The 24,689-nt window shown below is 32.3% G+C and carries 25 protein-coding genes; 13 read left to right on the plus strand and 12 right to left on the minus strand.

Going from position 1 to position 24,689, the window contains the following annotated elements; genetic code table 11:
* Positions 1 to 29 precede the first annotated feature (29 nt).
* The 8 genes from P8625_RS04335 (at position 30) to P8625_RS04370 (ending at position 7,366) form a co-directional block, all read left to right on the plus strand.
* The gene (locus tag P8625_RS04335; protein WP_279652262.1) at positions 30 to 875 is read left to right on the plus strand and encodes an IS3 family transposase; all 846 of its coding nucleotides are present in this window, start codon (positions 30 to 32) and stop codon (positions 873 to 875) included.
* 157 nt (positions 876 to 1,032) lie between these two features.
* Positions 1,033 to 1,929, plus strand: coding sequence for a hypothetical protein (locus P8625_RS04340; protein WP_279652263.1), 897 nt, complete (start codon positions 1,033 to 1,035; stop codon positions 1,927 to 1,929).
* Between the two features lie 598 nt (positions 1,930 to 2,527).
* The gene (locus P8625_RS04345; protein WP_279652264.1) at positions 2,528 to 2,887 is read left to right on the plus strand and encodes a hypothetical protein; all 360 of its coding nucleotides are present in this window, start codon (positions 2,528 to 2,530) and stop codon (positions 2,885 to 2,887) included.
* Positions 2,888 to 3,030: 143 nt separating this feature from the next.
* A complete protein-coding gene (locus P8625_RS04350) occupies positions 3,031 to 4,002 on the plus strand; it encodes an alpha/beta fold hydrolase (RefSeq protein WP_279652265.1) in 972 nt (323 codons plus the stop codon).
* 240 nt (positions 4,003 to 4,242) lie between these two features.
* Positions 4,243 to 4,638, plus strand: a complete 396-nt coding sequence (locus P8625_RS04355) for a hypothetical protein (RefSeq protein ID WP_279652266.1) — start codon at positions 4,243 to 4,245, stop codon at positions 4,636 to 4,638.
* A 144-nt stretch (positions 4,639 to 4,782) separates the two neighbouring features.
* A complete protein-coding gene (locus P8625_RS04360; protein ID WP_279652267.1) occupies positions 4,783 to 5,298 on the plus strand; it encodes a hypothetical protein in 516 nt (171 codons plus the stop codon).
* Between the two features lie 131 nt (positions 5,299 to 5,429).
* Positions 5,430 to 6,113: a hypothetical protein gene (locus tag P8625_RS04365; RefSeq protein WP_279652268.1), complete on the plus strand. Its 684-nt coding sequence runs from the start codon at positions 5,430 to 5,432 to the stop codon at positions 6,111 to 6,113.
* 359 nt (positions 6,114 to 6,472) lie between these two features.
* Positions 6,473 to 7,366 (plus strand): ExbD/TolR family protein, encoded by an 894-nt coding sequence (locus P8625_RS04370; RefSeq protein WP_279652269.1) that lies wholly within the window; start codon positions 6,473 to 6,475, stop codon positions 7,364 to 7,366.
* A 165-nt stretch (positions 7,367 to 7,531) separates the two neighbouring features.
* Here P8625_RS04370 and holA read toward each other — a convergent pair whose 3' ends face one another.
* Positions 7,532 to 8,533 carry a DNA polymerase III subunit delta gene (gene holA / locus P8625_RS04375; RefSeq protein ID WP_279652270.1) on the minus strand — a complete coding sequence of 334 codons (1,002 nt, stop codon included), beginning with the start codon at positions 8,531 to 8,533 and terminating at the stop codon, positions 7,532 to 7,534.
* A gap of 297 nt (positions 8,534 to 8,830) precedes the next feature.
* Between holA and P8625_RS04380 the strand changes: the two genes are divergently transcribed.
* Positions 8,831 to 9,274: a type I restriction enzyme HsdR N-terminal domain-containing protein gene (locus tag P8625_RS04380; protein ID WP_279652271.1), complete on the plus strand. Its 444-nt coding sequence runs from the start codon at positions 8,831 to 8,833 to the stop codon at positions 9,272 to 9,274.
* Positions 9,275 to 9,325: 51 nt separating this feature from the next.
* On the opposite strand, the gene P8625_RS04385 is transcribed toward P8625_RS04380, so the two are convergent.
* The gene (locus P8625_RS04385) at positions 9,326 to 9,739 is read right to left on the minus strand and encodes a hypothetical protein (protein WP_279652272.1); all 414 of its coding nucleotides are present in this window, start codon (positions 9,737 to 9,739) and stop codon (positions 9,326 to 9,328) included.
* Positions 9,726 to 10,310, minus strand: coding sequence for an RNA polymerase sigma factor (locus tag P8625_RS04390; RefSeq protein WP_279652273.1), 585 nt, complete (start codon positions 10,308 to 10,310; stop codon positions 9,726 to 9,728). The genes P8625_RS04385 and P8625_RS04390 overlap by 14 nt, the downstream gene beginning before the upstream one ends.
* Positions 10,311 to 10,447: 137 nt before the next feature.
* Between P8625_RS04390 and P8625_RS04395 the strand changes: the two genes are divergently transcribed.
* From P8625_RS04395 to P8625_RS04405, 3 genes are all read left to right on the plus strand, one after another.
* Complete coding sequence (locus tag P8625_RS04395; protein WP_279652274.1) at positions 10,448 to 10,831, plus strand: DUF6249 domain-containing protein; 384 nt, start codon at positions 10,448 to 10,450, stop codon at positions 10,829 to 10,831.
* Positions 10,832 to 10,936: 105 nt separating this feature from the next.
* On the plus strand, positions 10,937 to 12,265 hold the full coding sequence (locus tag P8625_RS04400; protein WP_279652275.1) for a M28 family peptidase: 1,329 nt from the start codon (positions 10,937 to 10,939) through the stop codon (positions 12,263 to 12,265).
* Between the two features lie 87 nt (positions 12,266 to 12,352).
* A complete protein-coding gene (locus P8625_RS04405; RefSeq protein WP_279652276.1) occupies positions 12,353 to 13,240 on the plus strand; it encodes a TIGR01777 family oxidoreductase in 888 nt (295 codons plus the stop codon).
* 145 nt (positions 13,241 to 13,385) lie between these two features.
* On the opposite strand, the gene P8625_RS04410 is transcribed toward P8625_RS04405, so the two are convergent.
* The 6 genes from P8625_RS04410 to P8625_RS04435 all read right to left on the minus strand — a co-directional run bounded on the left by P8625_RS04410 (position 13,386) and on the right by P8625_RS04435 (position 18,788).
* Positions 13,386 to 13,994, minus strand: coding sequence for a hypothetical protein (locus P8625_RS04410; RefSeq protein ID WP_279652277.1), 609 nt, complete (start codon positions 13,992 to 13,994; stop codon positions 13,386 to 13,388).
* A 22-nt stretch (positions 13,995 to 14,016) separates the two neighbouring features.
* Complete coding sequence (locus P8625_RS04415) at positions 14,017 to 14,220, minus strand: hypothetical protein (RefSeq protein WP_279652278.1); 204 nt, start codon at positions 14,218 to 14,220, stop codon at positions 14,017 to 14,019.
* 130 nt (positions 14,221 to 14,350) lie between these two features.
* Positions 14,351 to 15,223 (minus strand): OmpA/MotB family protein, encoded by an 873-nt coding sequence (locus tag P8625_RS04420; RefSeq protein WP_279652279.1) that lies wholly within the window; start codon positions 15,221 to 15,223, stop codon positions 14,351 to 14,353.
* A gap of 455 nt (positions 15,224 to 15,678) precedes the next feature.
* Complete coding sequence (locus tag P8625_RS04425; RefSeq protein ID WP_279652280.1) at positions 15,679 to 16,419, minus strand: DUF6263 family protein; 741 nt, start codon at positions 16,417 to 16,419, stop codon at positions 15,679 to 15,681.
* A gap of 198 nt (positions 16,420 to 16,617) precedes the next feature.
* Complete coding sequence (locus P8625_RS04430) at positions 16,618 to 17,382, minus strand: DUF6263 family protein (RefSeq protein WP_279652281.1); 765 nt, start codon at positions 17,380 to 17,382, stop codon at positions 16,618 to 16,620.
* Positions 17,383 to 17,480: 98 nt separating this feature from the next.
* Positions 17,481 to 18,788 carry a dihydrolipoamide acetyltransferase family protein gene (locus P8625_RS04435; protein WP_279652282.1) on the minus strand — a complete coding sequence of 436 codons (1,308 nt, stop codon included), beginning with the start codon at positions 18,786 to 18,788 and terminating at the stop codon, positions 17,481 to 17,483.
* Positions 18,789 to 19,037: 249 nt separating this feature from the next.
* Here P8625_RS04435 and P8625_RS04440 point away from each other — a divergent pair, with 249 nt between their 5' ends.
* Entirely contained in the window at positions 19,038 to 21,674 is a 2,637-nt protein-coding gene (locus tag P8625_RS04440; protein ID WP_279652283.1) for a DEAD/DEAH box helicase family protein, read from the plus strand.
* A gap of 643 nt (positions 21,675 to 22,317) precedes the next feature.
* Here P8625_RS04440 and hemF read toward each other — a convergent pair.
* From hemF to P8625_RS04455, 3 genes are all read right to left on the minus strand, one after another.
* Entirely contained in the window at positions 22,318 to 23,220 is a 903-nt protein-coding gene (gene hemF / locus P8625_RS04445) for an oxygen-dependent coproporphyrinogen oxidase (protein WP_279652284.1), read from the minus strand.
* 27 nt (positions 23,221 to 23,247) lie between these two features.
* The gene (locus P8625_RS04450; protein ID WP_279652285.1) at positions 23,248 to 23,994 is read right to left on the minus strand and encodes an EI24 domain-containing protein; all 747 of its coding nucleotides are present in this window, start codon (positions 23,992 to 23,994) and stop codon (positions 23,248 to 23,250) included.
* A gap of 79 nt (positions 23,995 to 24,073) precedes the next feature.
* Positions 24,074 to 24,676 carry a TlpA family protein disulfide reductase gene (locus P8625_RS04455; RefSeq protein ID WP_279652286.1) on the minus strand — a complete coding sequence of 201 codons (603 nt, stop codon included), beginning with the start codon at positions 24,674 to 24,676 and terminating at the stop codon, positions 24,074 to 24,076.
* Positions 24,677 to 24,689: the final 13 nt, after the last annotated feature.

The raw sequence follows: 24,689 nt of genomic DNA on the forward strand, positions 1-24,689 counted from the left end.
ACAAGTGTAGCAAGACAAAAATTATAAAAATGGTGGGTATTGTTGAGAGTAGTTATTATAGAGTTCCTAGCGGTGGCAAAAAAGGAAATAAGCCATCTAGAAAAACCTTTCACAATACAAAAGGTTTTGTGTCACAAGATGTCCTAGTAACTTCTATAAAGGAGATCTTACAGCACGAGTTTATAGATTGTGGATATCGATTAATGACTAGCTATTTGAATAGAGATGGTTACACTATCAACCATAAAAAGCTATACAGAATTATGAAAGAAGAAGGATTGTTAAAGCTTTGCAACAGAATAGATAGAAGTGGTTCTGGACGTAAATTTGTAAAATTCAGAAAGGTTCAAACCAATAGACCATTAGAATGCTTAGAAATGGATATAAAGATGGTTTGGATACCTAGTGAAGGCAAAAACGCTTACTTACTCTCTGTAATTGACGTTCACACACGCAGAATATTAAAGGATTATTTTTCATTTACTATTAAACAAAACAATGTAATAGCACTGCTATCAGAGTTATTTGAAGATTATGAATATCCTAATAACGTGGTCATTAGAAGTGATAATGGCAGTCAATTTATAGCAAAAAAAGTACGTGAATATTTAGGTTTAATCGGAGTCCAACAAGAGTTTACACATATTGCCACACCAGAAGAGAACGCACATATTGAAGCCTATCACGGCATATTAAAAAAAGAAGTTTTTAAAAGGTTCGATTATCAATACTTTGGTGAAATAGAACAGATACTAAAGCGTTACCTGAAATTTTATAACAATAGAAGACTTCACGGCCTATTGGGACGCATAACTCCAATGGAAAAATGGAATGCAGATGAACATCTAATTACTATGAAAAAATTAACAGCTTAACTAATAATCGAAATTTGAAAGATTACTCTTGTTTTATAGGGGTCAAAACACTACCTACGAAAATCCTCACGGATTTTCTATTCGGTTTGAATTTGCTAAATTAGATGCTTGAAGCACATCACTAATCTTATACAAACACGTTAGCAAATATACCCGAATGAGTTACGACCTATACTTTTATAGAAAAAAAGCGAGTCCTATTACAAAGGAGAAAATTCAAGTGGAATTTAAAGAAATGATTACGATTGATATTAGTGAGGTCGACACCCAAATCCATTACGAAAATGAACGAACAGGAGTTTATTTCTTAATAGATATCAACGAGCCGAATAAAGAAAAAGAAGATATTGAACTTTTCGACAGCTTTGAGGGATTTGAAAATACTGATATAAGTGCTTCAATAAACTTTCTTCGACCAGATTATTTTGGACGTGAAATCTTTCCAATGCTTGGTGAAATCTGCGAAAAATTGGACTTATACGTTTTCAATCCACAGGAGTCCGATGAGACAAGAGAGCGACCTTTAAAATGGACAGCAACCGAACTTATAAAACATTGGACTGACCATAACGCTCAAGTATCAAAACAGCAGTTTGAGAAATTAGAACTAAAATATTATCCAAAGGACAAGTCTGACAAAATTTGGGAATACACAAGTATGATTGACACATTGGAAAATGAAATAGAAGAAGACATCTACATTCCGAATCTTTTTATGATTATGAATGAAAAGACCAAAGGTGTTTTTTCATATATAGTTTGGAGCCAAAGTATCCCTCTGATTTTGCCAAAAGTTGACTTTGTCATTCTTGTTAAAAACTATAAAAAGCTATTCAAGAAAATTGAAGAAATCGGAATCGTAAAATATGAGGATATTGTTTCAAAATTCGCCAAAGAATTTGAAAAATTTGACAATAACAAAGTGGACTGTTTGATTTTAAGACAGAAAAATGCGGACAAAATAAAAAAAGAATTTAATTCATTTCCAATTTGGAAATCGCATAAAGAATTCGGACCACAAATCGGACTTGACAATTTTGTAAATAATAAATAACTGTTGCCAACAATGGTAGCTGATGCACAAACCCCAAATTTCAAAAAAAGGAATTTATTTGAAAGCTATGTAAGGGTTGTGTTTAGAACGAAGTCAAAATTTTAACTCCTTATTTTGCTTTTTTTCTGAGCTTAAAACGAAATTTATTAAGTGATATCGTACGTTTTTTAACCAAAACACAAAAGTAGTTACTCCACTTACAAATTGTAGATCTAAAAGTTCTTTTAATATGCGATAAAAGCTTTCTTGGGGTACATGCGCACTCAACTGAAAGGAAGTGAACAGTTTTTCTTGATACGCTTTTTTGCCTTGCATGATTAAATACACGATTTATACATTTGAAAAACAATAACTTAACATGAAAAACCTCTTCCGTATTGTGAAAAATAAATCGTATATTGGGGTTGTGCAACAGCCACACTGGCTATAGTTAATTGCTTCTGACTTTCCTTGCGGAAAGTCCTAGCAAATTTGCTATCTTCGGTTTTCGGCGGAAAATCCTCGCGGATTTATCCGCAACGAAACCATGGCCAAACACGTTGGCATTCATAACAAAATTTAACTCAAAAGAAAATATAGAACATCTCTTTAATTTAAAATGGGAATAATAATACTCTTAATCTGTGTTGGGACTTTATTTTATTTCTGGAATAAAAAAGTAAATTTTTATAATGACAGGAATGGAAAGGAAAAAATAATTGGAGAATTCATAAAATATGAATTAGTGACCCGAAAAGTTATGAGAAATGAATACCATACTACGGTGTATCCTTTTGTCAAAATCTATCTTGATAATGGTGAAAGTGGAACTTTTAAATTGAACTTTAATAATGAATTGGCTAAGAGCTTTAACAAAGGTGAAAAGATTGAACTTTTTTGGAGTAATAATGAATTGTTATATTGGAAAGCGTATGAAGTTGGAATTTTAAAGTATTTACCAAAAAAATGGATATTTTGAATAAAAGAAATCATTATAAAGAATTATAAACGGAAATTATTAATTTTGAATTCCCTCTAAATTACGAAATGCCAACAAGATGTATAATTAATTGCGGCTGAAAAATCTTGCTGATTTTCGCGTAACTAATCTTATACAAAAAGTTGTCTTTAATTAAACAGATAAAACATAACCGAAAAAAGATATTCCTGATTATTTTATCAATAATTATAGTACCTGTTTTGGGTTTAAAAGCTTACGTTGAAATAGATAATATTATTTATGAAAGTCGAATTGAAAAAATGAATATGCAGAGCAACCAGATTGAAAGCCCAATTGAGCATAAAACGTTGAAAATGGATGGTTATGACATTCATTATTTCGTGTCAGGAAAAGAACATAACGATTTGATTGTGTTTTTACATCCTGCATTTTCAGACCACAGAGCATTTGACCTGCAAGTAGATTATTTTTCTAAGAATTATCGAGTAATAACTATTGATTTTATTGGGCATGGATTATCAAAAGCAAATAAGTCAAAAGACAAAATTGATGCTTCCTCAAAACACATAGAAAAGATTCTTGAAATCGAAGGATTTGATAAAGTGCACATTGTTGGTGTTTCAATGGGGGCTTTGATTGCACAATATTTTGCTCTTCAATATCCAGAAAAGATTTTATCTCTTACAGCATTGGGCGGTTACAATATTAATAAGGAAAATAAAGAAGTTACCAAAGCTCAAAGCTCTTCTAATTTTGCATTGGTTCTTAGAGCTATCTTTTCAATGAACTCATTTAGAAAGAAAACTGCTAAAATAACTTGTCATACTGAGAGTGGACAGGCTTTGTTTTACAAAACTGCAAGTCTTTATGAAAGAAAATCATTTATGGTAATGCAAGGACTTCAAAATGTGATTAAAGATAGAGAGAATGTAATAACAGAATATCCAACTTTGATTTTAACAGGTGAGTTTGACATTGATTTAGCAAAGAAAATGGCAAAAGAGTGGCATTCCGAAATTGATAATAGTGAATACTATATGATTGAGAATGCAGGACATTGTGCTAATATTGACAAACCACTGGAATTTAATGAAATAATGGAAGAATTTATTCAAAAGAAGAAAAATAACTAAGCCCATCATTTTATATAAGTAATGGCAGGAAAAGTACAAAACATCAAGGTTTGTAGCCAGCTCGAACAGGGTGGCGGTTTGAAAGGGAACTACCACGCAATCTGCCACTACTCATGAAATTTACCGTTGGCAAACAGTTGAACAAACCAAGAAAAAATAGAAATATAATTAAAGCTCAATCTTTCTAAAGAAATTTAAAACTGAAATTGAAGTCGAATAAAACAAATACGAATTGAATCAATGACTATAGAATTTAAAAACAAACGTGAAAGACAAACCATAGGCTTGTTCTTTGGAATCGTTTGGATTATTATGGGTTTATTAAAAATATTTGTACCTGAAAAATTTGAATGGACAAATACATGGTTTCTAATATTAGCTATTATTTTTATTTATGGGCTTTTTTATCGAAAAAAGAAACAATATCTGACTTTGGAAAATGGTGTGATTTCAAAAAACTCTTTATTTCACAAACCGTTAAAAGTGTCAGAAATAAAACGGATTGAAAAAAAAGCGAAAAAGTATATTCTGAAAACAGATTTAAGAAAATTTACAATTGACACGAAAATTATAGCAGAAGAATCGCTATCGAAATTAAATACGGAATTGAATAAACTGAATGTAGAATGGAATTAAAAACCGATTTCACAACACCGTGTAAAAATAATTGCTTGGTTCTTGCCTACTTACGAAAATCCTCGCGCATTTTCTATTCGGTTTGTATTTGCTAAATTAGTGGCTCAAACACGCCACTAATCTTATACAAACAAGTTGTACATAATGCTGAAAAAACTGAATTACATATCAATTTTCGTTCTGATTTTAACCTGTATTTCGTGCAAAAACGAAAAGAAAAATAACGGACTGAATTCAAATGCGGAATCGGAATTAAAAACTGATTCTATAAATGCTTACAACGAATTGGCTAATCCTGACAAAAAAGAAACGTTTACGATTTCTGAATATAATACAGACAATCCAGAAATTGAAAATATAAAACGACCTGAAAAAACTATCATACGAAATTTAGAAATTGACACAACTCAAGCGTTTGGAATTTGGACTCAAGACCCAAACGGACCTCACGCAGACTTTTGGTTGACTTCAGAATCATTCTATGTTGTAGACTATGACGGAGAAGGCGCGATGCCTTATATTTTGGACAAAAATAAAATCACGATTTTTTACAATGATTTTATTCAAAAAGGAATAATTACATCAACAAAAAACGACACATTAAAAATTAAATGGTCTGACTTTGACGTAGAAACCAAATATGTGAAATTTGAAAACTAAAAAACACTAAGTACAACAACTTGTTCTCGCCTACTTCTGAAAATCCTCGCGGATTTTCTATTCGGTTTGTATTTGTTAAATTAGGTGCTTAAAACACGCCACTAATCATACACAATCACGATGTATACAATTTGAGTAGAATCATAAAAATATCGACAATAATTACATTTCTAATTTTAAATTCCTGCAATCTAAAAAAATCAAATATTGATAAAGCCGAGGATTTAAAAAAAGAAAACGACTCCATATATTACAAATATGAAAGTGCAACAATAGATAAAATCAAATTTGAGTTTTTCATTGACAAAAATGGAGAATTTAAAATCAAAGATACATCAGGAGAAATACAGTTTTCACAGACTGAAAATGTAACGGATTTTGAAATAAAAGACTTTGATAAAGATGGGTATAAGGATGTAATTATTATTCATCCTTCAAATAGAGTTTTGGAAACTTTATTGCTCTACAACTCCAGTTTGCAAAAGTTTATTCTTATAGATAATTTTACTAATTATCCTAATTCTCAAAAAATTGAATCTAGTGGATTTTATTACTCTTATCAAGGAACTGGCTGTGCCCAAAATGATTGGCTTAGTCACTTGTATTTGATAAATAATTATAAAATTATTGATAAAGGATTGATAAAGGGATTTGGGTGCTTAAAAAATGAGAAAAACGGAATTTACATTTACAAGTTTGCTGAAAAAGATACATTACTAATAGAATATGTAAAAAATGAAGATGGATTTGGGCAAGAAAAATTTGATTTCATAGATAATTATTGGATTAATAATCTTGACAAGTTCAATAAATAAAAACTGGTTACAACAACAGTAGCTGATGCACAACCCCAAATTTCAAAAAATGGATTTCATTTTAAAGCTATGTAAGGGTTTTATTTAGAACGAAGCCAAAATTTTAACTCCTTATGTTGCTTTTTTGAGGGCTTAAAACATATCAAATATGCCAGTGTTTAGATAACGAAGATTATTTGAAAATTCAGAAAATAAAAAAATAGGTAGATCTTAATAAGATCAGTGGCTAACAACTTATAAAATTAATGGCTAGTGCAAGCCTACTTACGAAAATCCTTGCGGATTTTCTATTTGGTTTGTGTTTGCTAAATTAGATGCCAAAATACGCCACTAATCATACACCAAACGTTGTGCAACATATGAAACAAATATCAGCAATTACCTTATTATTTATATCATTACTCTATTCTTGTGGCATTCAAACCGAAAGAATAGAAGAAAAATTAATGGATTGTAATAATCAAAGTTTTGTTGATGGTGGAAAACAACTAAAGGAATTATTAATGGACTATGAGTCCAATTTGATAAAGGCAAACATTATTTCAGATAATACAGGTAAAAGTTATTTAAAAATAATAAACCAAATATCCAATGGTATTGAACCTAAAGAAAAACCTTATTATTCATTCGGAGAAAAGCTAAACGGAATTGAAAAAAATCAAAATTCTATATCAAACACTTGCTTACAAACGGTATTATCAGACTCTACAAAGTATGATTTTAAAAAGTTTTTGAGATTTCAAAACTCATTAGAGAATGCCATCAGAAATGCTAGAGATTTAAGAATAGAATTATTAGCAACGGAATTTTCGAGTACATTATCCGAAAAAGATTTTGAACTTGACTTTTACAAAATGAAGGCATTTTTGCTATTCGATATGTTGCGTCCATATAACGGAATAAATCTGGCTTTACCTAAAAAGAACTACGACTTAAAAAACGCCTTTAGAATATACTTGAACAAGGAGAACAAAATATTTATAAATAATACAGAGATTCCACTTAAAAGTTTGAAATCTAAAATAGTTAAATACTACAAAGACAATGAATCTAAATCTGTAATTTTAATAAAAACAGATGAAGAAACAATGTATTCAGAATATATTACTGTTCAAAACGAAATACAGTCTGCACTTAATTTAGTTAGAGATAATTCATCTAACAAAAAGTTTGGAAAAAAGTACGCTGATTTAACTGATAAAGAACAAAAATTAATAAATGAACACTACCCAAAATCAATAATTGATGAATAAAAATACATTGCGCAACAAAGAACTGAGGTAAAAACAACTAATTTTTATACTTTTTCAATCCAAGCTACTTTGATAGTTTATACCATAAGGTAAACCACTTTTTATAATTGTAAAGGCTTGTTTTAACATGATTCGTCCTAAATACAAGCACTTTTTAATCAACCATTAATGCAACACCTTAAATAATAATTCTTTTAAAATATCGGCATGGGTTTGGTTGGCACCTACTCCTTTGCTTTTTACATCGGCATCGCGTAATAGGGTGATAATTTGCGATACTTTTCGCATCGGGTAGTTACGAGCCGCAACCACATACTCGTCTACAAAATACGGATTCACCCCCAAGCTTCTGGCTACTGAAGATTTCGATTTGTCTCGTAATCCATGGTACATGAGTAACTGCGTAAAAAAACTATTCAGTAACGAAATGGTCATGACTAAGGGATTGTTCTTCGGATTTTGTGCAAAATAATTGATAATTCTGTTCGCTTTCACCACATCGCGCTGTCCTACCGCTTTTCGTAACTCGAAATTGTTAAAATCTTTAGAAATCCCAATATTTTCTTCGATATGCTTATCGGTAATAATGGTTTGTGCAGGCAATACTGTAGTGAGTTTATCGAGTTCGTTGCTAATCTTGCTAAGGTCAGTTCCTAAAAACTCGACGAGCATTTGTGCTGCTTTGGGTTCGATATTAAATTTTCTTCCCGACAATACCCTACGAATCCAATCCGAAACTTGGTTTTCGTATAGCTTTTTACTCTCGTAGATGAGTCCGTTTTTAGCAATGGCTTTATACGCCTTTTTGCGTTTATCAAGTTTTTTGTACTTGTAATTGAACACCAACACCGTACTCGGTTGCGGATTTTCGGCATAGGACTCAATTTTGTCAATCGAACGGCTTAGGTCTTGGGCTTCTTTGACAATGATGACCTGCCTTTCTGCCATCATCGGAAATCGCTTTGCCGACGACACAATTTCTTCTATCGACACATCACGACCGTACATCACTACTTGATTGAAGCCTTTTTCAGCTTCCTCCAACACATTCTCTTCTATATAATCAGAAATTTTATCGATGTAATAGGGTTCTTCCCCCATTAAAAAATAAATGGGCTTAATATTGCCTTCTTGAATATCGGATATGATGGATTTAATTTCGTTCATGTTCGTTCTTCTACCTTTTTGGTGTTGTTATTAAAAATGGTATAGCTAAGTAGTAATGAACTACGTGACTATCTCTTTTCTAGATACAGATTGCTTCACTTTTCACTATCTTGAGCAACCCTCGAAAAGTTGGCAATGACCTTGTTTTCGTCATTACGAAGGAGGTTACGACTGAAGTAATCTTACGCTCGATATACAGATTGCTTCACTTTTCACTTCGACTTTAATTTATCTTGAGCGAAGTCGAAAAGCTCAGTGTCCGGTCGCAATGACTGATAATTTTCTTACTTTTGGGCTATGCAAGAACTCAATCTTCCCAGCTATACATTCAAGCTCAAAAGTAACGAAAATAAGACGCTTATTTTTGATAATTTGAGAAAAAAGTATGTCGTGTTAACTCCTGAAGAATGGGTACGTCAGCATTTTATACACTGGTTGATTAAAGAAAAAAACTATCCAGTTTCGCTCATTGCTATTGAAAAACAACTGGTAATCAACAACCTAAAAAAACGTACCGATATTGTCGTTTTTGCATCTAGTGGGCATCCGAATATTATTGTGGAATGCAAAGCACCGCAGGTAAAAATCACCCAAGACACGTTTGACCAAATTGCACGCTATAACCTAACACTCAATGCCAACTACTTGATTGTTACCAACGGATTGCAACACTTTTTCTGTAGACTCGATAAAGAACAAGAGACATATGTGTTTTTAAGAGATATTCCCGAGTACGGTTGAAACAAAAAGAGCAACGTAAAAACCCACTTTAAAAATTCAAAGCAGATTTTTTTATTCTTCTAAATGTTTGGTAAAATGGTTTTTCAAAACATAAATTTGTACAAAGACCATTAGCGTAAAACAGAAACATGCAGACAGCATGAGATTCGATATGGTAATGTTTTCAAATACATTTGGGAGTTGTATATTCGGTATATACTCCATTTTTAGCGATGGTATTTTCAGCCAAGTTGATGACGTTCCTTTTGATACAAACAACATACTAACCACTGCTATTGCTGCCAAAACAACCCATACTTTTTTAGAAATCAACGGCTGTGCCTTGTAAATAGATGACGCCTCTTCTTTTAAAATGGCATGCATCGTATTTGCGGTAAAATTAACAGACGGTGACGCCTCCTCTATTTCACCGATATACTTTTTTGCAAAAGCATCCAACTCTTTTCTATTTTTATTTTCTCCCATAATGATCAATAAATTCAGGTGCTACTTTTTGCTCTATGATACTCAGTAACCTTTTTCTCGCTCTGTGTAGCTTTACTTTTACATTCGTTTGAGACATATCGGTTACTTCTGTAATTTCTTTTAAGCTTAACTCTTCAAAATAAAACATCCATAATACCAAACGTTCTTCTTCTGGCAAACTTTGCAAACAATGACGTATTATGTGTGCTCTTTCCTTGCGTTCAATTCCTTCTAAAATACTATCTGTCGATTGTATTTTATTAATGGTAATCTCGTCGATCGTATCGGTATGGTACTTTTCTTTGTTCTTTTTTAAGTTATCTAAACACGTTCTGTACGCTATTTTATATAGCCAAGTAGAAAACTTCGATGCTCCTTTAAACGTGCTCAAATTCTTATACGCTTTGATAAAAGCATCTTGTGATATCTCTTCTGCCTCTTCACTACTCCTGACCATTTTTAACGCCAACGAAAAAACCATTCCTTTGTACTTTTCAACTAAAAAAGCATAAGCATTGGTATCTCCTTTAAGAATTTTATCTATATAAATTTGATCGTTGATAATAGTCATTTTATACTATGACTGAATTTTTTAAAAAAAGGTTACAAGTATTGCGTAAAAAAAATAAAAATTTTCTGTAACCTTTTTCAAAGTGCAACTGTCATACTTGCAAACACATTAAAAATAATCATTTTAAACTTAAAAATATGGAAGTAGCAATTGTATTTATGTTCTTATTTGCAGTAGTATTCGGAATCTTTTATTTATTTTATTCAACAAGAAATAAAGAACGTTTGGCTTTAATTGAAAAAGGGGTCGATGCCAAAATTTTTATGCAGGGAGAAAAAAAACGTTCAACCTTAACAGGAAGAATCATCGTTTTAAATTTAGCTTTATTGGCCATGGGAATCGGTGTAGGTGTTTTATTAGGAGCGATTTTAGGTTCTTGGTTGGGCTACAATGGTTCATGGGAAATGCGTCCAGCAAATGCTGTTAGTTCTGAAGTTTTTTATGTTGCTTCTATTTTTATTTGTGCGGGTGGTGCCTTGCTTATAGGATTCAACCTCACAAAAAAATTAGATAAGGAGTAGTTACTTGTTAAAATAGAGGTTTCTTTACCCTAATATGTTAAAAGAGAATAAAGCTGATTTTATTCTCTTTTTTGTTTTGTAATTTAGTAAACTAAATTCCGTAACATGAGAAAACTCACAGTACTATTGTTTTTTATTTCTGCGACAATCATCGCACAGACCGACACTAAAATATACGATATTATCCATGCTGTTTCTGCAGATAAGATTAAAGCTGATATTACCACTCTTGCTAATTTTGGTACAAGACATACGCTGAGCGATACCATTTCTGACACACGAGGAATCGGTGCGGCCCGTCGTTGGATTAAGGCTGAATTCGACAAAATTTCTTCTGATTGTAATGGTTGCTTGGAGGTGTTTTATCAAAAAGATTTGGTAAAAAAAGAAACGAATCAAAGAATTCCGAAAGATGTATGGGTGGTGAATGTGGTGGCTATTCAAAAAGGAAGAAAATATCCGAATAATTATATTGTAATGAGTGGCGATATCGACTCAAGAATTTCCGACCCCAATGATTATACGAATGATGCTCCTGGTGCCAACGACAATGCTTCCGGTATGGCGGGTACTATCGAAGCGGCCCGTGTGTTGAGCAAGTATACTTTTGAAAACAGTATTATTTATGTTGGTTTGTCTGGTGAAGAACAGGGATTGTTTGGCGGAAAAGGATTGGCTGCCTATGCCAAAGAAAAAAACTGGAATATTGTTGGAGTACTGAATAATGACATGATTGGAAACATTAAAGGTGTCGACGGAGTCATAGATAATCGAACTTTTAGAATTTTTTCTGAACCTGTACCTCCCAACGAAACAGAACGTCAACGAAGAGCCCGTCGCTTTTACGGTGGCGAAGTCGATGGAATTTCACGTCAACTAGCACGTTACATTTACAACACTACCAAAACGTACATGCCAGAAATGAATCCGAAAATGATCTATCGCTTAGATAGGTTTGGTCGTGGCGGACATCATAGACCTTTTAACGATGCTGGCTTTGCAGGTATTCGAATTATGGAAGCGCATGAAAACTACACGCAACAACATCAAGATATTCGAACCGAAGATGGTATTGAATATGGAGACCGCTTAGAATTTGTAAATTTCGAGTATGCTAAAAAATTAACCGCTGTAAATGCCATTAATTTGGCGAGTATAGCCTCTGCTCCTCCTTCACCTAAAAATGTAGGGATTGGCGGTATTGTTGAAGCTTCTGCAAAACTCCAATGGGATGCCGTTGGCGGTGCTAAAGGCTATAAAATTTATTGGAGAGATACCACTTCGCCTACTTGGGACAACTTTAAATATGTAGAAAATACAACTGAATTTACACTGGAAGGAATTGTTGTTGATAATTACTTCTTCGGAGTAAGTGCTGTAGGTAAAGACGGACATGAAAGCATTGTTGCATTCCCTTCAAAAATTATACGTTAGTAAATGGAGCACAAACCTCATTTATATTTTGAAACCGATAAAGAGTGACGTACTTGGTTTTTACTCAACCTTTAAAAAACAACGATAATGAACACTATTTTAATTACAGGAGGTACTGGTTTAATCGGAAGTGCACTCACCAAAAAATTGAACGACAAAGGGTACAGGGTACATATTCTTACCAGAAGCCCTAAAGAGAACAACGAATTTCGTTGGGATATCAAAGAGGGTTACATTGATAAAGATGCCTTTGCGAACGTGCGTTATATTATTCATTTGGCAGGCGCAGGTATTGCAGACGAGCGTTGGACTGATGAGAGAAAACAAGAGTTGGTCGACAGCCGCGTGAAAACGGCAAATTTATTATTTCATAAAGTACAAGAATATCAAGTTTCGATTAAAAAGTTTATTTCGGCATCAGGTATTGGCTATTATGGAGCTGTTACGAGTGATAAAATATTTGCAGAGAATGATGCCCCAGGAAGTGATTTTATTTCTGAAACTTGCGTTCAATGGGAGAATGCTGCTCGACAATTTGAACATATAAATATTCCTGTGACAATTTTAAGAACTGGTGTGGTACTAACAAAAAATGGTGGAGCTTTGCCAAAAATGAATACTCCTTTATTTTTAGCTGCTTTGGGAAATGGTAAACAGTACATGCCTTGGATTCATATTGATGATTTGTGCGAGCTTTATATCAAAGCGATTGAAGATGAAAAATTTACAGGAGCTTATAATGCCGTTGCTCCTGAACACCAAACCAATGAGAGCTTTACAAAATTATTAGGAAAAGTGATCGATAAATGGGTACTTCCTATAAATGCTCCTTCTTTTATTTTAAAACTAGTTTTAGGAGAAATGGCGTGTATTTTACTTGAAGGAAGTCGTATTTCTGCAGAAAAAACGAGTGAGTTTTACAATTTTAAATTTCCTGATTTACGAACTGCTTTGAATGCAATTTATAATGACTGACATACGTAGATGTTGTGAAACAACTACTTTTCTTGATACTCTAATCTTAACAGTACATTATTTCAGAATAGAAAAAAGATAAAACGAAAATAAGCCGTCTAAATAGCACTATTAAGACGGCTTGTTGTGTAATTACGAAGATGTATTACTTTTCTTCTGGAAATAATATCTTGTTTAGAGCCTCTTTGTCTTTGTTTAATTTTTCTTTTTGCTCTTTTATTCTTTTATCAAGTTCATTTAATTTTTCATTAGTCTTACGAAGTACTTCTTCTTTTTCATTAGCTTCTTCTTCAGACATCTGGTTATTTTCTTTTGCCTCTTTTATTCTCTCTTTGGCTTTTTTAACTTTTTCTTTTCCTCTTCTAAAAACATCTTCACTTTCGAGAATAGTTTGTTCTTGCTCTTCTATTTTTTCTCTCGCTTCTTCCGATCTCATTCTTCCAAACTCTCTACCCGTCATTCCGTTTTTATCGCGACCATAGGCATTTCCTTTTCCCTTATTTTCTTTAAAGCTTTTTTCTTTTTTATGTGCTTTTTTTTCTTTCTCTTTAGACCACTCTTTATCCTCTTTAGCTTTCTTTTTTCCTTTTTGCTTTACTTCATCTAGTTCTTCTAATTCTTCTTTTGCTTCTTTTTTCTGTTTTGCTTCTATACTTTTTTCTTTTCCTTTACCTTTTCCTTGCGCAAATGTTTGTTGTGTACCTATAAAGGCAAAAAGCATTACAATTGATGCTATTAATTTTATATTCTTCATAATAACGATGTTTATTGGTTGATTATATACTATCTATCTTTTGCAACTGCTCTTCAAGCTTTTTTGTTGCTTCGTTTAATTTTTCCATACCTTCTTTTACTTGACTTTCAATAGAATCTATCTTCTGAATAGCCGCCTCTATTTTCTTTTCATCTTCTTGTTTCTTCTTATCTGTACAAGAAATCATTAAAAGGAATCCAAATGTTACAATTAATAGTTTTTTCATAATGTTAAATGATTAGTTTTATACTTACTCTGTTAGTTTTGACACTTTTGTGATTAAAAAGTCACTATTTTTTAAATGAAAAAAAGAAACCAGTACCTAATCTACTGGTTTCTTTTAAAGCTAAATTATTTTAAGGTGTTATGTTTTCTTCTTTTGCTAATAAACCAAAAAACTTATCTAAGTTTGGTAAAATAACGATTCGAGTTCTTCTGTTCTTTGCTCTATTTTTTGCAGTGTTATTTTCTACCAATGGCATCGAACTACCTCTACCAGAAGCAATTAATCTGTTCGAGTCTACTCCATATTTTTTCTCTAAAAGACGAACGATTGAAGTGGCTCTTTTAACACTTAAATCCCAGTTATCTTGTAGCACTCCACTATTATATGATCTTGAATCTGTGTGACCTTCGATCATCACATCCATACTAGGCTCTGATTGAATTACATCTGCTAATTTATTAATTAGTTTGTATGCATTCTTTTTAACCTTATAACTTGCTGTGTTAAACAACATTTTATCAGAAATAGAAATCATTACCACAGTTTGATCAATATCAATATTAAGATCGTCACTATTTTCTAACTCCGAAGCTTTTAATGACTTTTGAAGGTTGTAAGCAACCGCTAAATTCATAGAGTCTTTTAAAGTTTTTGCTGTTGCTAATTTTGCTGGATCAACATTTTTTAACGTTTCTTTCATTTTCTCTTTCAGGCTGTTAGAAATAACGGCTGATTTTCCAACGACTTCTAATTTAACATTGTTCTCTTCAGAAAGTGATTCGTTAACGCTTTTTAACGAGTTGATCTTTTCGTTGTACGCATCTACTCTTTTCTCAATTTTAGCAAACTTGGCTTCTAATTGTTGCTTTTCTAGTGTGGTTTTTTGAAGGTTTCCTCGGGTATCGTTATACCTTTCTTCTAGTTCTACATACTTCTTTTTTGATACACAAGAAGTTGTAATTGATATTAACAATAACAGTAAGGGGATAAATAATTTTCTCATAATTTAATAATGTAATTTAAGTTAAAATGATATATAAGTTATAGTTCTATATAACTTAATAAATTGCGTTATATTTTACTTATGGTATAAAAAAATACGTTTAAAATAGTTTTTTTGGTTCTCTTTATAAAGTAGTGTTGAGAAGTAAAACCCGTATTGTTTTTTAACTTTATATACTTAAAAGAACAAGCTATACATATTGAAATAGAAGTGTTTCATTCAGTCTTAAACCAGCGTTGTTCACTAGAGAAAAAAACACTTTATTTTGTTGTATTCTCACCTTTCTTATCGAAGTTTTATTAGATAATGCTACCAAAAAATAGTATTCCTACAGAGTTAGTGTACAGAGAGTCAAGCTGATTTTACAAAAAACCACACTTTTCGTTTTTACATAATTGTTATAGAATTCTATACAGTAACATTAAAAAGCATCGATTTGAAAATTCTTTGATATGCTATTCTTTTGTTAAACTCGTTGTTATACTGGTTGTAGTTTCTTGTCCTTTAATGTACATTGTCATATTATTTTTTGACTTTATAGGTAGCCCTGAATCTCTGTCTATATCCATTGAACCGGTAATATCACCAGTTGCCATTCCACTGACTTTTCCCGATATATCTATTATAATATTTTTTGATGATATAGATGCTACTTTGTAGTTAAAAACAAAGTCTATTGTTCCATCACTTTTAGTCGCTGTCCAGGTGTCTCCCACTTTAACAGCTTCTTTAGGGTATATGATACTCCCTGCTTGATTTGTAAAGTTATTAGCACCTTCAATATCATTAGGTTCTATTTTCGTTTCTAAAATATTTCCTAACTTATCTCCCTTTGTTATAATAGTAGCTGATAATAGGGGCTGCATTTTAGATTTCATTCTTTTTCCTATTTCATCTAATTCTTCGTCTTTTTTAGAAGAATCGAAAGAAATGTTCATTTCTCCTTGCTTCATTTCCATTGCCATCTTAGTAATTTTTGAACTACTTTCATACGTACTATCAGAGACATTAGTAATGATAAATTTCGTTTGTATATCGTTATCAGTTGTCATAAAACCATCTCCCATTGATTGGGTCATATTCATGTCCATCGTGTACTTTTGTCCTTTCTCATAGTTTAAACGAAGTAGCACTTTTTCTTGTGCTGTACTTATCGTTGTTACTCCTAACAAAAGTGCTATTAAAAAATTTTTCATTTTTTTGATTTCTATTAATGTTTTAAAAAAGCTAATATAAGTAAAATAAAAAGGCTTAAGAAAATACCCTAATCCGTTTGGGGCACATGCATCTAAAAAGGTTGAAATTCTTAGTAAAAAAACCTCCGTTTTTAACAGAGGTTTTTTACTTTTATATCATTGTTATGAATGAATTCTACTCAGTAACATCAAAAGCATCTATTTAGAATGTTGTTTGATATGCTGTTCTTTGGTTAAATTCGCTATCATATTGGTTGTTGCATCTTGCCCTTGAATCTTCATTGTCATACTAATTTTTGATTCTAATGCCATCCCTGAATCTCTTTCAATATTCATTGAACCATTAATATCTCCAGTTGCAATGCCACTGACTTCTCCCGATATGTCTATGAAAACATTTTTTGATGATATAGATGCTACTTTGTAGTTAAAAACAAAGTCCATTCCTCCCTCACTTTTAGTCGCTGTCCAGGTGTCTCCCACTCCAACAGCTTCTTTCGGATATACAATACTCCCTGCTTGTTTTGTAAAATTATCAGCACCTTCAACGTTACTAGGCTCAACCTTAGTTTCTATAACATTTCCTAGGTTATCTCCTTTTGTTATGATTGTAGCAGATAGCATAGGCTTCATTTTAGAACTCATCATTTTACCTGTTTCATCTAATTCTTCATCCTTTTTAGTTGAATCGTATGACACACTTATTCCTGCTTGATTCATATCCATTACCATTTTGGTAATTCTAGAGCTACTTTCAAAGGTATCATCTGAAACTTCAGTTATAGTATATTTCATTTGAATGTGCATATTATTTGTCATAAACCCAGCACCTACATCTTGATCCATTTTCATATCTATCATGTACTTTTGTCCTTTTTCATAGTTTAAACGAAGTAGCACTTTTTCTTGTGCTGTACTTATCATTGTTACACCTAACAAAAGTGCTATTAAAAAATTTTTCATTTTTTTGATTTCTATTAATGTTTAAAAAAGCTAATATAAGTAAAAATAAAAAGGCTTAGGAAAATACCCTAAGCCTTTCAAAAGTTATACTCTATCTTTTAAAAATCTTGGTTTACATCCCAAGATTCTAAAATATCTTTTAAAGTTTTAATAAACATTCCACCCAAAGCACCATTTACTACTCGATGGTCGTACGAATGTGAAACAATCATTTTGTGACGAATACCTATAAAGTCTCCCTCAGGAGTTTCAATAACAGCTGGCTTTTTAACAATAGCTCCTAAAGCTAAAATGGCAACTTGGGGTTGATTTATAATTGGAGTACCTGTTATACTTCCAAAGCTACCAACATTTGTTACGGTATACGTTCCTCCTTGAATTTCATCTGGTTTTAATTGATTTGCACGGGCTCTAGCTGCCAAATCATTTACTTGTTTGGTCATACCTACTAAATTTAACATATCAGCATTTTTAATTACTGGTACAATTAAATTTCCGTCAGGTAAGGCTGCTGCCATTCCTAAGTTTACATTTCCTTTTTTAATAATGGTATCACCGTTTACAGAAATGTTTATCATAGGGTGCTTCTTAATGGTAGAAGCCACAGCTTGCATAAATATTGGTGTAAATGTTAACTTCTCTCCTTCTCTTTGTTGGAAAGCATTTTTTACCTTGCTTCTCCAATTAACAATATTCGTTACATCAATTTCAATAAACGATTGTACGTGTGCCGATGTTTGAACAGAGTCGACCATGTGCTTGGAAATTAATTTCCCCATACGACTCATTTCTATAATTTCATCTTTACCACTTAATGAAACCAGAGCTGGGGCTGGTGCAGATTGAGGTACCGATTTCTTTTCTGTTGAAGGAGGTACGACAACTTTTGGCTGGTTTCCTCTATTTTCTAGATAGGATAAAATATCATTTTTAGTTACTCTACCTTCTTTACCTGTTCCTTGAATGGTTTCTAACTCTTGTGCAGAGATTCCTTCAGTTTCTGCAATACTCTTTACTAATGGTGAGTAAAAACGGTCGCTTGATGAAGTATCTATAGTAGTCGCCACAGTATCTTTAGCTGCTTCAACTGTTTTTTCAACTGCTGCTACAGTTGCTGGCGCAACCTCTTCTTTTTTAGGGGCTTCTGCTGTAGCTCCTTCTTCGCCTTCTATTTCTATAATTGCAATAGTTTCACCTACTTGTACGACAGCATCTTTTTCAAATAAGATTTCAACTAAGGTTCCTTCTACTTCACTAGGTACTTCGCTATCTACTTTATCTGTAGCTACTTCCACAACGGTATCATCTATATCAATAGTTTCTCCAACTTCTTTTACCCAAGAAGTTATCGTTGCTTCTGCAACACTTTCGCCCATTTTAGGCAACTTCAATTCGTATCTAGCCATGGTTTATAATTTTTAAACGCTTGCGAAGTTACTAAAAAGCAACGATTTTTTCATGATTTTATCCGTTAAATATTTTGGTGGTTTTCTTTATTAATTATACTATCCTCAATTCAGCCATCTAAAAACACATGTAGATTATTGTTATCTCTATAAAAATCAAGTATTTTTAAGAATAACCTAATATTGAATTAAACTTTTGTTTGTTAATTCAAAGTTCTATTTTTGAACTCGTTAACCTATTAAAAATTGTTGAGCATCACTATTGCTAATCTTGATTTCTTATTCGACTGGAGACCTTATCAAGCTAAGGTGTTAGAAAATTTTTCTATACATATAAATGATAATCATTTTCATATCGTTGCGCCACCTGGTTCTGGAAAAACCATTTTAGGGATAGAAATTGTTAAAAGAATCGGTAAAAAAACATTGGTTTTAGCCCCTACTTTAACTATTAGAAATCAGTGGGAAGACCGATTACAAAACTTTTTTACTACCGATTGTAATTTCACACAAATTTCATTTGACATTAAGCATCCTTCTGATATTACCTTTTCTACATACCAGGCTTTACACAGTTTTTATAAGTCTTTTGAAACTAAAGAAGCTTATTACAACTTCTTTAAAAAGCATCAAATAGAAGTTTTGTTATTAGATGAAGCGCATCATTTGAAAAATGCTTGGTGGAAATGTTTGTTTGATTTGAAAGAGCAGCACCTACAAACCGTTGTTGCTTTAACCGCTACTCCACCATACGATAGTGAAAACGCAGAAATTCAGAAGTATTTTAAACTATGTGGAGAAATTGACGATGAAATTGTAGTTCCTGATTTAGTAAAAGAACACAATCTTTGTCCGCATCAAGATGTCGTTTTTCTGTCGAAGCCAGAAGACCAAGAAATTAATTTCATTACCCATTTTCGATTAAAAATAGCTGAGTTTGTTGCTGATATTTTAAACGATACAGAGTTCATATCTTTTCTGAAGCAACATCGGTTTTACGCTAAAACTGAAGAAAATTTAGAAGAAATCTATAAGGATACTGATTTCTTTTCTTCACTATTAATTTTCTTACACGAAGCAAAAGAAACCATTCCTTTTGAAAAGTTAGAAGTATTGGGTTTTGATACAAATGAAACTATTGAATTTCCTTCAATTACGAATGAATGGATTCAAATTTTGTTCCAATACTTGTTAGTGACTGATCGCAATAACCTTATAGAACATGAAGCTTATCTTGATATTTTAGAAAAAAGACTTCGAAAATTAGCTGTGTTCAGTAAGAATAAAGTCAATTTAGTAGGAAATGACCTTTTGTACAAATCATTAAGCAATAGTCCAAGTAAACTAAAAAGTATTACCACCATAGTGCAACAAGAGCAACACAATTTACAAGACGATCTGCGTTGTGTTATTTTATCTGACTATATTAGAAAGGAATATTTGAATTGTTCTCATTCAGAAATCAAAGAAATTAAAAAACTAGGGGTTGTTCCTATTTTTCATCATGTTAGAACCGCTTTAAAAAACAAAAATAATGTAGCGGTACTTACTGGTAGTTTAGTTATTATTCATAGCAGTACGATTGCCAAACTTGGTTTGATTGATGCTATTGACAATTACAATTATACTCCTTTAAAGTCGGATACTGAGTTTGTAATTCTTTCCAATACAAATGCTGCTAAACGCACTATAGTAGAAACTATTACGCAACTTTTTGAGCTTGGCCATATCAAGGTTTTAGTTGGTACACAATCGTTACTGGGTGAAGGGTGGGATGCCCCGTCAATCAACAGTTTAATTTTGGCTTCGGTTGTGGGCTCATTTGTTACTTCTAATCAAATGCGCGGTCGTGCAATTAGAGTAGATAGAAAAAACCCTAATAAAGTGGGCTTAATTTGGCATTTGGCATGTATTGATACTTCGGATGAATCTGGAGGACGAGATTTTGAGATTCTTGCTCGTCGTTTCAATGCTTTTTTAGGGATTTCTAATGACGATGAAGCTATTATTTCTAATGGAATTGAGCGTCTACATCTTCCTTCAAATTTTATTGATGAGGATATTCAACAACAAAACAACAAGACTTTAGAACTTTCTAAAAACAGAAATCTCATTGCTCAACGATGGAAAAGTGCCATCAGCAATGGAAAAGGAATCGTTAAAGAGTTGACTTTTTATACTAAAAGAAACAAACAATTTCCAAAACAAAAAAGGGTCTATTATCAAGATATTGTAAAGTATACCATTGGTGAAATTATTATTGGATTGTCTTTTTTTATCCCTGAGTTTATCATTAGAAACTTGAATATCTTATTACATAAAGGAGTGGTGTACTTCTTATTTGCTCTACTATCTACCTTGGGATTGACTTTCGGCTACAAAATTTATAAATCTGCTCAATTATATGCATACTTCGGATTGATTCACAAGAAAATAGATAAAATGGCCACAGCAGTTTTAAAGTCTCTTTATACGTTAAATCACGTAAATACACCTTTAAACGAGATAAAAATTGAAACCAACTTATTAGCTATGGGAAATGTTTCTTGTACTATTCACGGAGCGAACAGGTATGAAAGCAGCTTATTCATAAAGGCTTTAAATGAGTTGCTACAACCAATTGACAACCCTAAATATTTACTAATCAAATCAAATTGGTTTCGAAGAAAATTAAAGTTACATCACTTTTTTCCTGTTCCAGAAATTTTTGGTGTTCGTAAAAAAGAATGTCAAGTTTTTCATTCTAATTGGAACAAGTATCTTGGTTCCTCTAAGTTGGTATATACTCGAACTATAGAGGGAAGGAAACTGTTACTAAAAGCACGTCTTTTCCATATTCATAATGTGAATAATAAGCTTACTAAGAAAAATATTATTTGGAAATAATCGATATGATTTTAAATTATGAATTATTGGCTATTGGCTATTGGCTATTGGCTATTGGTAAACTAACAAACAAGTTGTACTTTTTATAATATGTATTTCTTTATCGCAAATGGTATTATACGATTTATGGTTTATTATTTCGCATTTTCGTCTATTGTCTCTTCGAGTAAAATTATTTTAAATGAAATGGAAATAATTTTGTATCGAGAAGTGATATTATATTTCTCAGTGACCGCCGAAGTACTATTTTTAATTCATCATCATTCTTAAAAACCACTACCATTGACATCTTTTCTTAATGACTTAGATTTGATATAGAATACTCTTTTTCTAAGCTATTTTTCTTTTTCCATTGATGAAAAAGAAACAAAAAATCTAGTCTAAACCAGCCTGCACTCAAAAATAATCATCCTCGAACCTAAATTAAAATAACTCGCTATTAATCAAACAGATTTCAATTTTAACGGCTCTTGCGGTGTTATTTTTTGCTTGTCTGCTTATGACGGAGTACTTTTTAATAGTCTCCTTAATCAAAACAATTTGCCTTTCAAAAATAATTCTATAACTGGCATTACATTTGCTTGAAGCTTTTTTGTCTGTTGTCTCGAACTGAAAGTACAAGAAAAACTATTCGCAAATCGTATTACACCCAATTTTTAGGCCTAGCCAACACCTCTAATAATTTCGCTTCTTCTGAGCCTTTTGCTGGATGGTGGTTGTATTTCCACTGTACCGTTGGTGGTAAACTCATTAAAATACTTTCGATACGTCCGTTGGTTTTCAACCCAAACAACGTACCTCTATCGTGAACTAAGTTAAACTCCACATAGCGTCCACGACGCACTTCTTGCCAATCTTTATGCTCTTGCGTGTAAGTTATATCTTTTCTTCTTTCAACAATTGGCACATAGGAATTTAAAAAGCTATTTCCTACTTCTGTTACAAAATCATATCGATTTTGCATTGAAAACGCTTCTGTTTCTTTTAAATAGTCAAAAAATAAACCTCCTAAACCACGTGCTTCATTTCGGTGTGTGTTCCAAAAATAAGTATCGCAGGTTTCTTTGTATTTCGGATAAAAATCTGGATGATGCTTATCACAGGCTTCTTTACATACCGTATGAAAATGTATGGCATCTTCTTCAAATAAATAGTACGGAGTTAAATCTTGTCCGCCACCAAACCATTGTGTTACTATATTTCCTTTACCGTCATACATTTCAAAATAACGCCAGTTAGCGTGTACGGTTGGTACAAATGGATTCTTCGGATGTATTACTAAACTCAATCCACAAGCAAAAAAATCACCGCTTTCTACTCCGAATTGTTTTTGTAATGCTGCTGGTAATTCTCCAAAAACTTTAGAAATGTTTACACCTCCTTTTTCAAAAATAGCTCCATTTTCAATTACACGGGTTCTACCTCCTCCTCCTTCAGCACGCTTCCATAAATCTTCTTGAAATTTTGCTTTTCCGTCAACTTCTTCTAATTTTGAAGTGATGGTGTTTTGTAATTGTTCTATATAGGCGTAAAACTGTTCTTTCATATTGATTGAGTTGTGGTGCAAAAGTACTTATTTTGGTAATTTCTTCAACTGAATTTTCTTAACGGTTTCAGTAGTGGCAGCTGTTACCGATAAAGGGAGTACCAAAATTACTCCAATTACAGGGATTAATAAAAATAGCATAAATACGATTCCATTTCCTATTGCCAACCCTTTATGTTCTTTTACAAAATCGATGCTTTCTTGGTACTTAAAATGGCGTTCGAGTGTATAATCCATGTTCCCGAATCCTGCATAATATGCTTGCATTAAAAACAGTAATATGGTTGAAATAATACCAATTACAGGAATCAATCCTAATAATAAGATAGGAATGGTTAGTAAGAGTTCTCTTATTAAATTTCGAAGGTTTATTCGTATACCTCTTATAAGTTGTTCTTGAAAAGAAGTTGTTCTGTGTGTGTGGTCTTCTCCTCTTAGATGATCTTCTATTTTTTCTGATACTGGACTCATAAAGGGTGCTGATAATGCCATGACAATGTGTTTGTATAAAACCAACCCTACTACTACGATAATCAATCCGCTTAAAAAAGTACTGATAAACTCAAAGGTTTCTTTTCCAAACTCCCATTTCCAGAAGTTAGCTATGTAATGACCAATGTTATCAGAAAAAGAATATGCCATAGAAAAGATGAAAACTGCTGTGAGTATACTTATAAGCATAGGAATTGCGAAATACTTCCATAACTTTAATTTTGAAATCATCTTAAAAGCTCCGAAATAAGCTTGAATTCCTCTTGTTATATTTTGTACCATTTATTTTTTATGTGAAAATAAAAAACCTCTTTCAACTATGAAAGAGGTTAAAAATATTTCTGTATTATATCGTAATGTATTAGTTTAATATTGGAGATAAGAAATCTTCAAAATTCTTTGTATTTATTTCATTCACTTCATCCCAACCTACTTCTTTTGTTGGGGTTGCGGCTCCTCTTTTAACATTTACGAATTGCTTCTGCTTATCAATTAAGTAGGCTGTTGGATAATCTAGCTTATGAACAAAACCACTAATATCTAAATATCCTTTCTTTACTTTATCAATTTCTCTTGCGGGTATCAACTTAATTCTGTCATCTAACTTTTCGGCCATTCTTTTCACTTTTGCCTCTTTATCCCAGAATATTACGATAAATTCTAGTTTATTGTGGTATTTTTCTACCATTTTATTTAACGTTGGTACATCTCCCCAACAAGGAGCAGACCAAGTTGCATTAGCAATAAGTACGATTGGCTTTTTAATCTTGTCTGTACTTACTGTTTCACTTTCCATTGTAGTAAAATTGTAATTTAGTAAGTAAGAACCTTTAATACACTTGTAAATTAAAACTTCTGCACTTTCTTCTACACAATTATTAACTGCAAAATTGTAATACGTTTTATTTTGTGAGAAAGTAATGCCTGTTAAAAAACACATTAAAACAAAAAATAATTTATTCATTTTCAATCATTTA

Source organism: Tenacibaculum tangerinum, from assembly GCF_029853675.1.
Taxonomy (GTDB): Bacteria; Bacteroidota; Bacteroidia; order Flavobacteriales; family Flavobacteriaceae; genus Polaribacter; species Polaribacter tangerinum_A.

Coding starts and splice junctions, on each gene's coding strand:
- P8625_RS04335 (WP_279652262.1), top strand. CDS start 30: ATGGTGGGTATTGTTGAGAGTAGTTATTATAGAGTTCCTAGCGGTGGC.
- P8625_RS04340 (WP_279652263.1), top strand. CDS start 1,033: ATGAGTTACGACCTATACTTTTATAGAAAAAAAGCGAGTCCTATTACA.
- P8625_RS04345 (WP_279652264.1), top strand. CDS start 2,528: ATGGGAATAATAATACTCTTAATCTGTGTTGGGACTTTATTTTATTTC.
- P8625_RS04355 (WP_279652266.1), top strand. CDS start 4,243: ATGACTATAGAATTTAAAAACAAACGTGAAAGACAAACCATAGGCTTG.
- P8625_RS04360 (WP_279652267.1), top strand. CDS start 4,783: ATGCTGAAAAAACTGAATTACATATCAATTTTCGTTCTGATTTTAACC.
- P8625_RS04370 (WP_279652269.1), top strand. CDS start 6,473: ATGAAACAAATATCAGCAATTACCTTATTATTTATATCATTACTCTAT.
- holA (WP_279652270.1), bottom strand. CDS start 8,533: ATGAACGAAATTAAATCCATCATATCCGATATTCAAGAAGGCAATATT.
- P8625_RS04380 (WP_279652271.1), top strand. CDS start 8,831: ATGCAAGAACTCAATCTTCCCAGCTATACATTCAAGCTCAAAAGTAAC.
- P8625_RS04385 (WP_279652272.1), bottom strand. CDS start 9,739: ATGGGAGAAAATAAAAATAGAAAAGAGTTGGATGCTTTTGCAAAAAAG.
- P8625_RS04390 (WP_279652273.1), bottom strand. CDS start 10,310: ATGACTATTATCAACGATCAAATTTATATAGATAAAATTCTTAAAGGA.
- P8625_RS04395 (WP_279652274.1), top strand. CDS start 10,448: ATGGAAGTAGCAATTGTATTTATGTTCTTATTTGCAGTAGTATTCGGA.
- P8625_RS04400 (WP_279652275.1), top strand. CDS start 10,937: ATGAGAAAACTCACAGTACTATTGTTTTTTATTTCTGCGACAATCATC.
- P8625_RS04405 (WP_279652276.1), top strand. CDS start 12,353: ATGAACACTATTTTAATTACAGGAGGTACTGGTTTAATCGGAAGTGCA.
- P8625_RS04410 (WP_279652277.1), bottom strand. CDS start 13,994: ATGAAGAATATAAAATTAATAGCATCAATTGTAATGCTTTTTGCCTTT.
- P8625_RS04415 (WP_279652278.1), bottom strand. CDS start 14,220: ATGAAAAAACTATTAATTGTAACATTTGGATTCCTTTTAATGATTTCT.
- P8625_RS04420 (WP_279652279.1), bottom strand. CDS start 15,223: ATGAGAAAATTATTTATCCCCTTACTGTTATTGTTAATATCAATTACA.
- P8625_RS04425 (WP_279652280.1), bottom strand. CDS start 16,419: ATGAAAAATTTTTTAATAGCACTTTTGTTAGGAGTAACAACGATAAGT.
- P8625_RS04430 (WP_279652281.1), bottom strand. CDS start 17,382: ATGAAAAATTTTTTAATAGCACTTTTGTTAGGTGTAACAATGATAAGT.
- P8625_RS04435 (WP_279652282.1), bottom strand. CDS start 18,788: ATGGCTAGATACGAATTGAAGTTGCCTAAAATGGGCGAAAGTGTTGCA.
- hemF (WP_279652284.1), bottom strand. CDS start 23,220: ATGAAAGAACAGTTTTACGCCTATATAGAACAATTACAAAACACCATC.
- P8625_RS04450 (WP_279652285.1), bottom strand. CDS start 23,994: ATGGTACAAAATATAACAAGAGGAATTCAAGCTTATTTCGGAGCTTTT.
- P8625_RS04455 (WP_279652286.1), bottom strand. CDS start 24,676: ATGAATAAATTATTTTTTGTTTTAATGTGTTTTTTAACAGGCATTACT.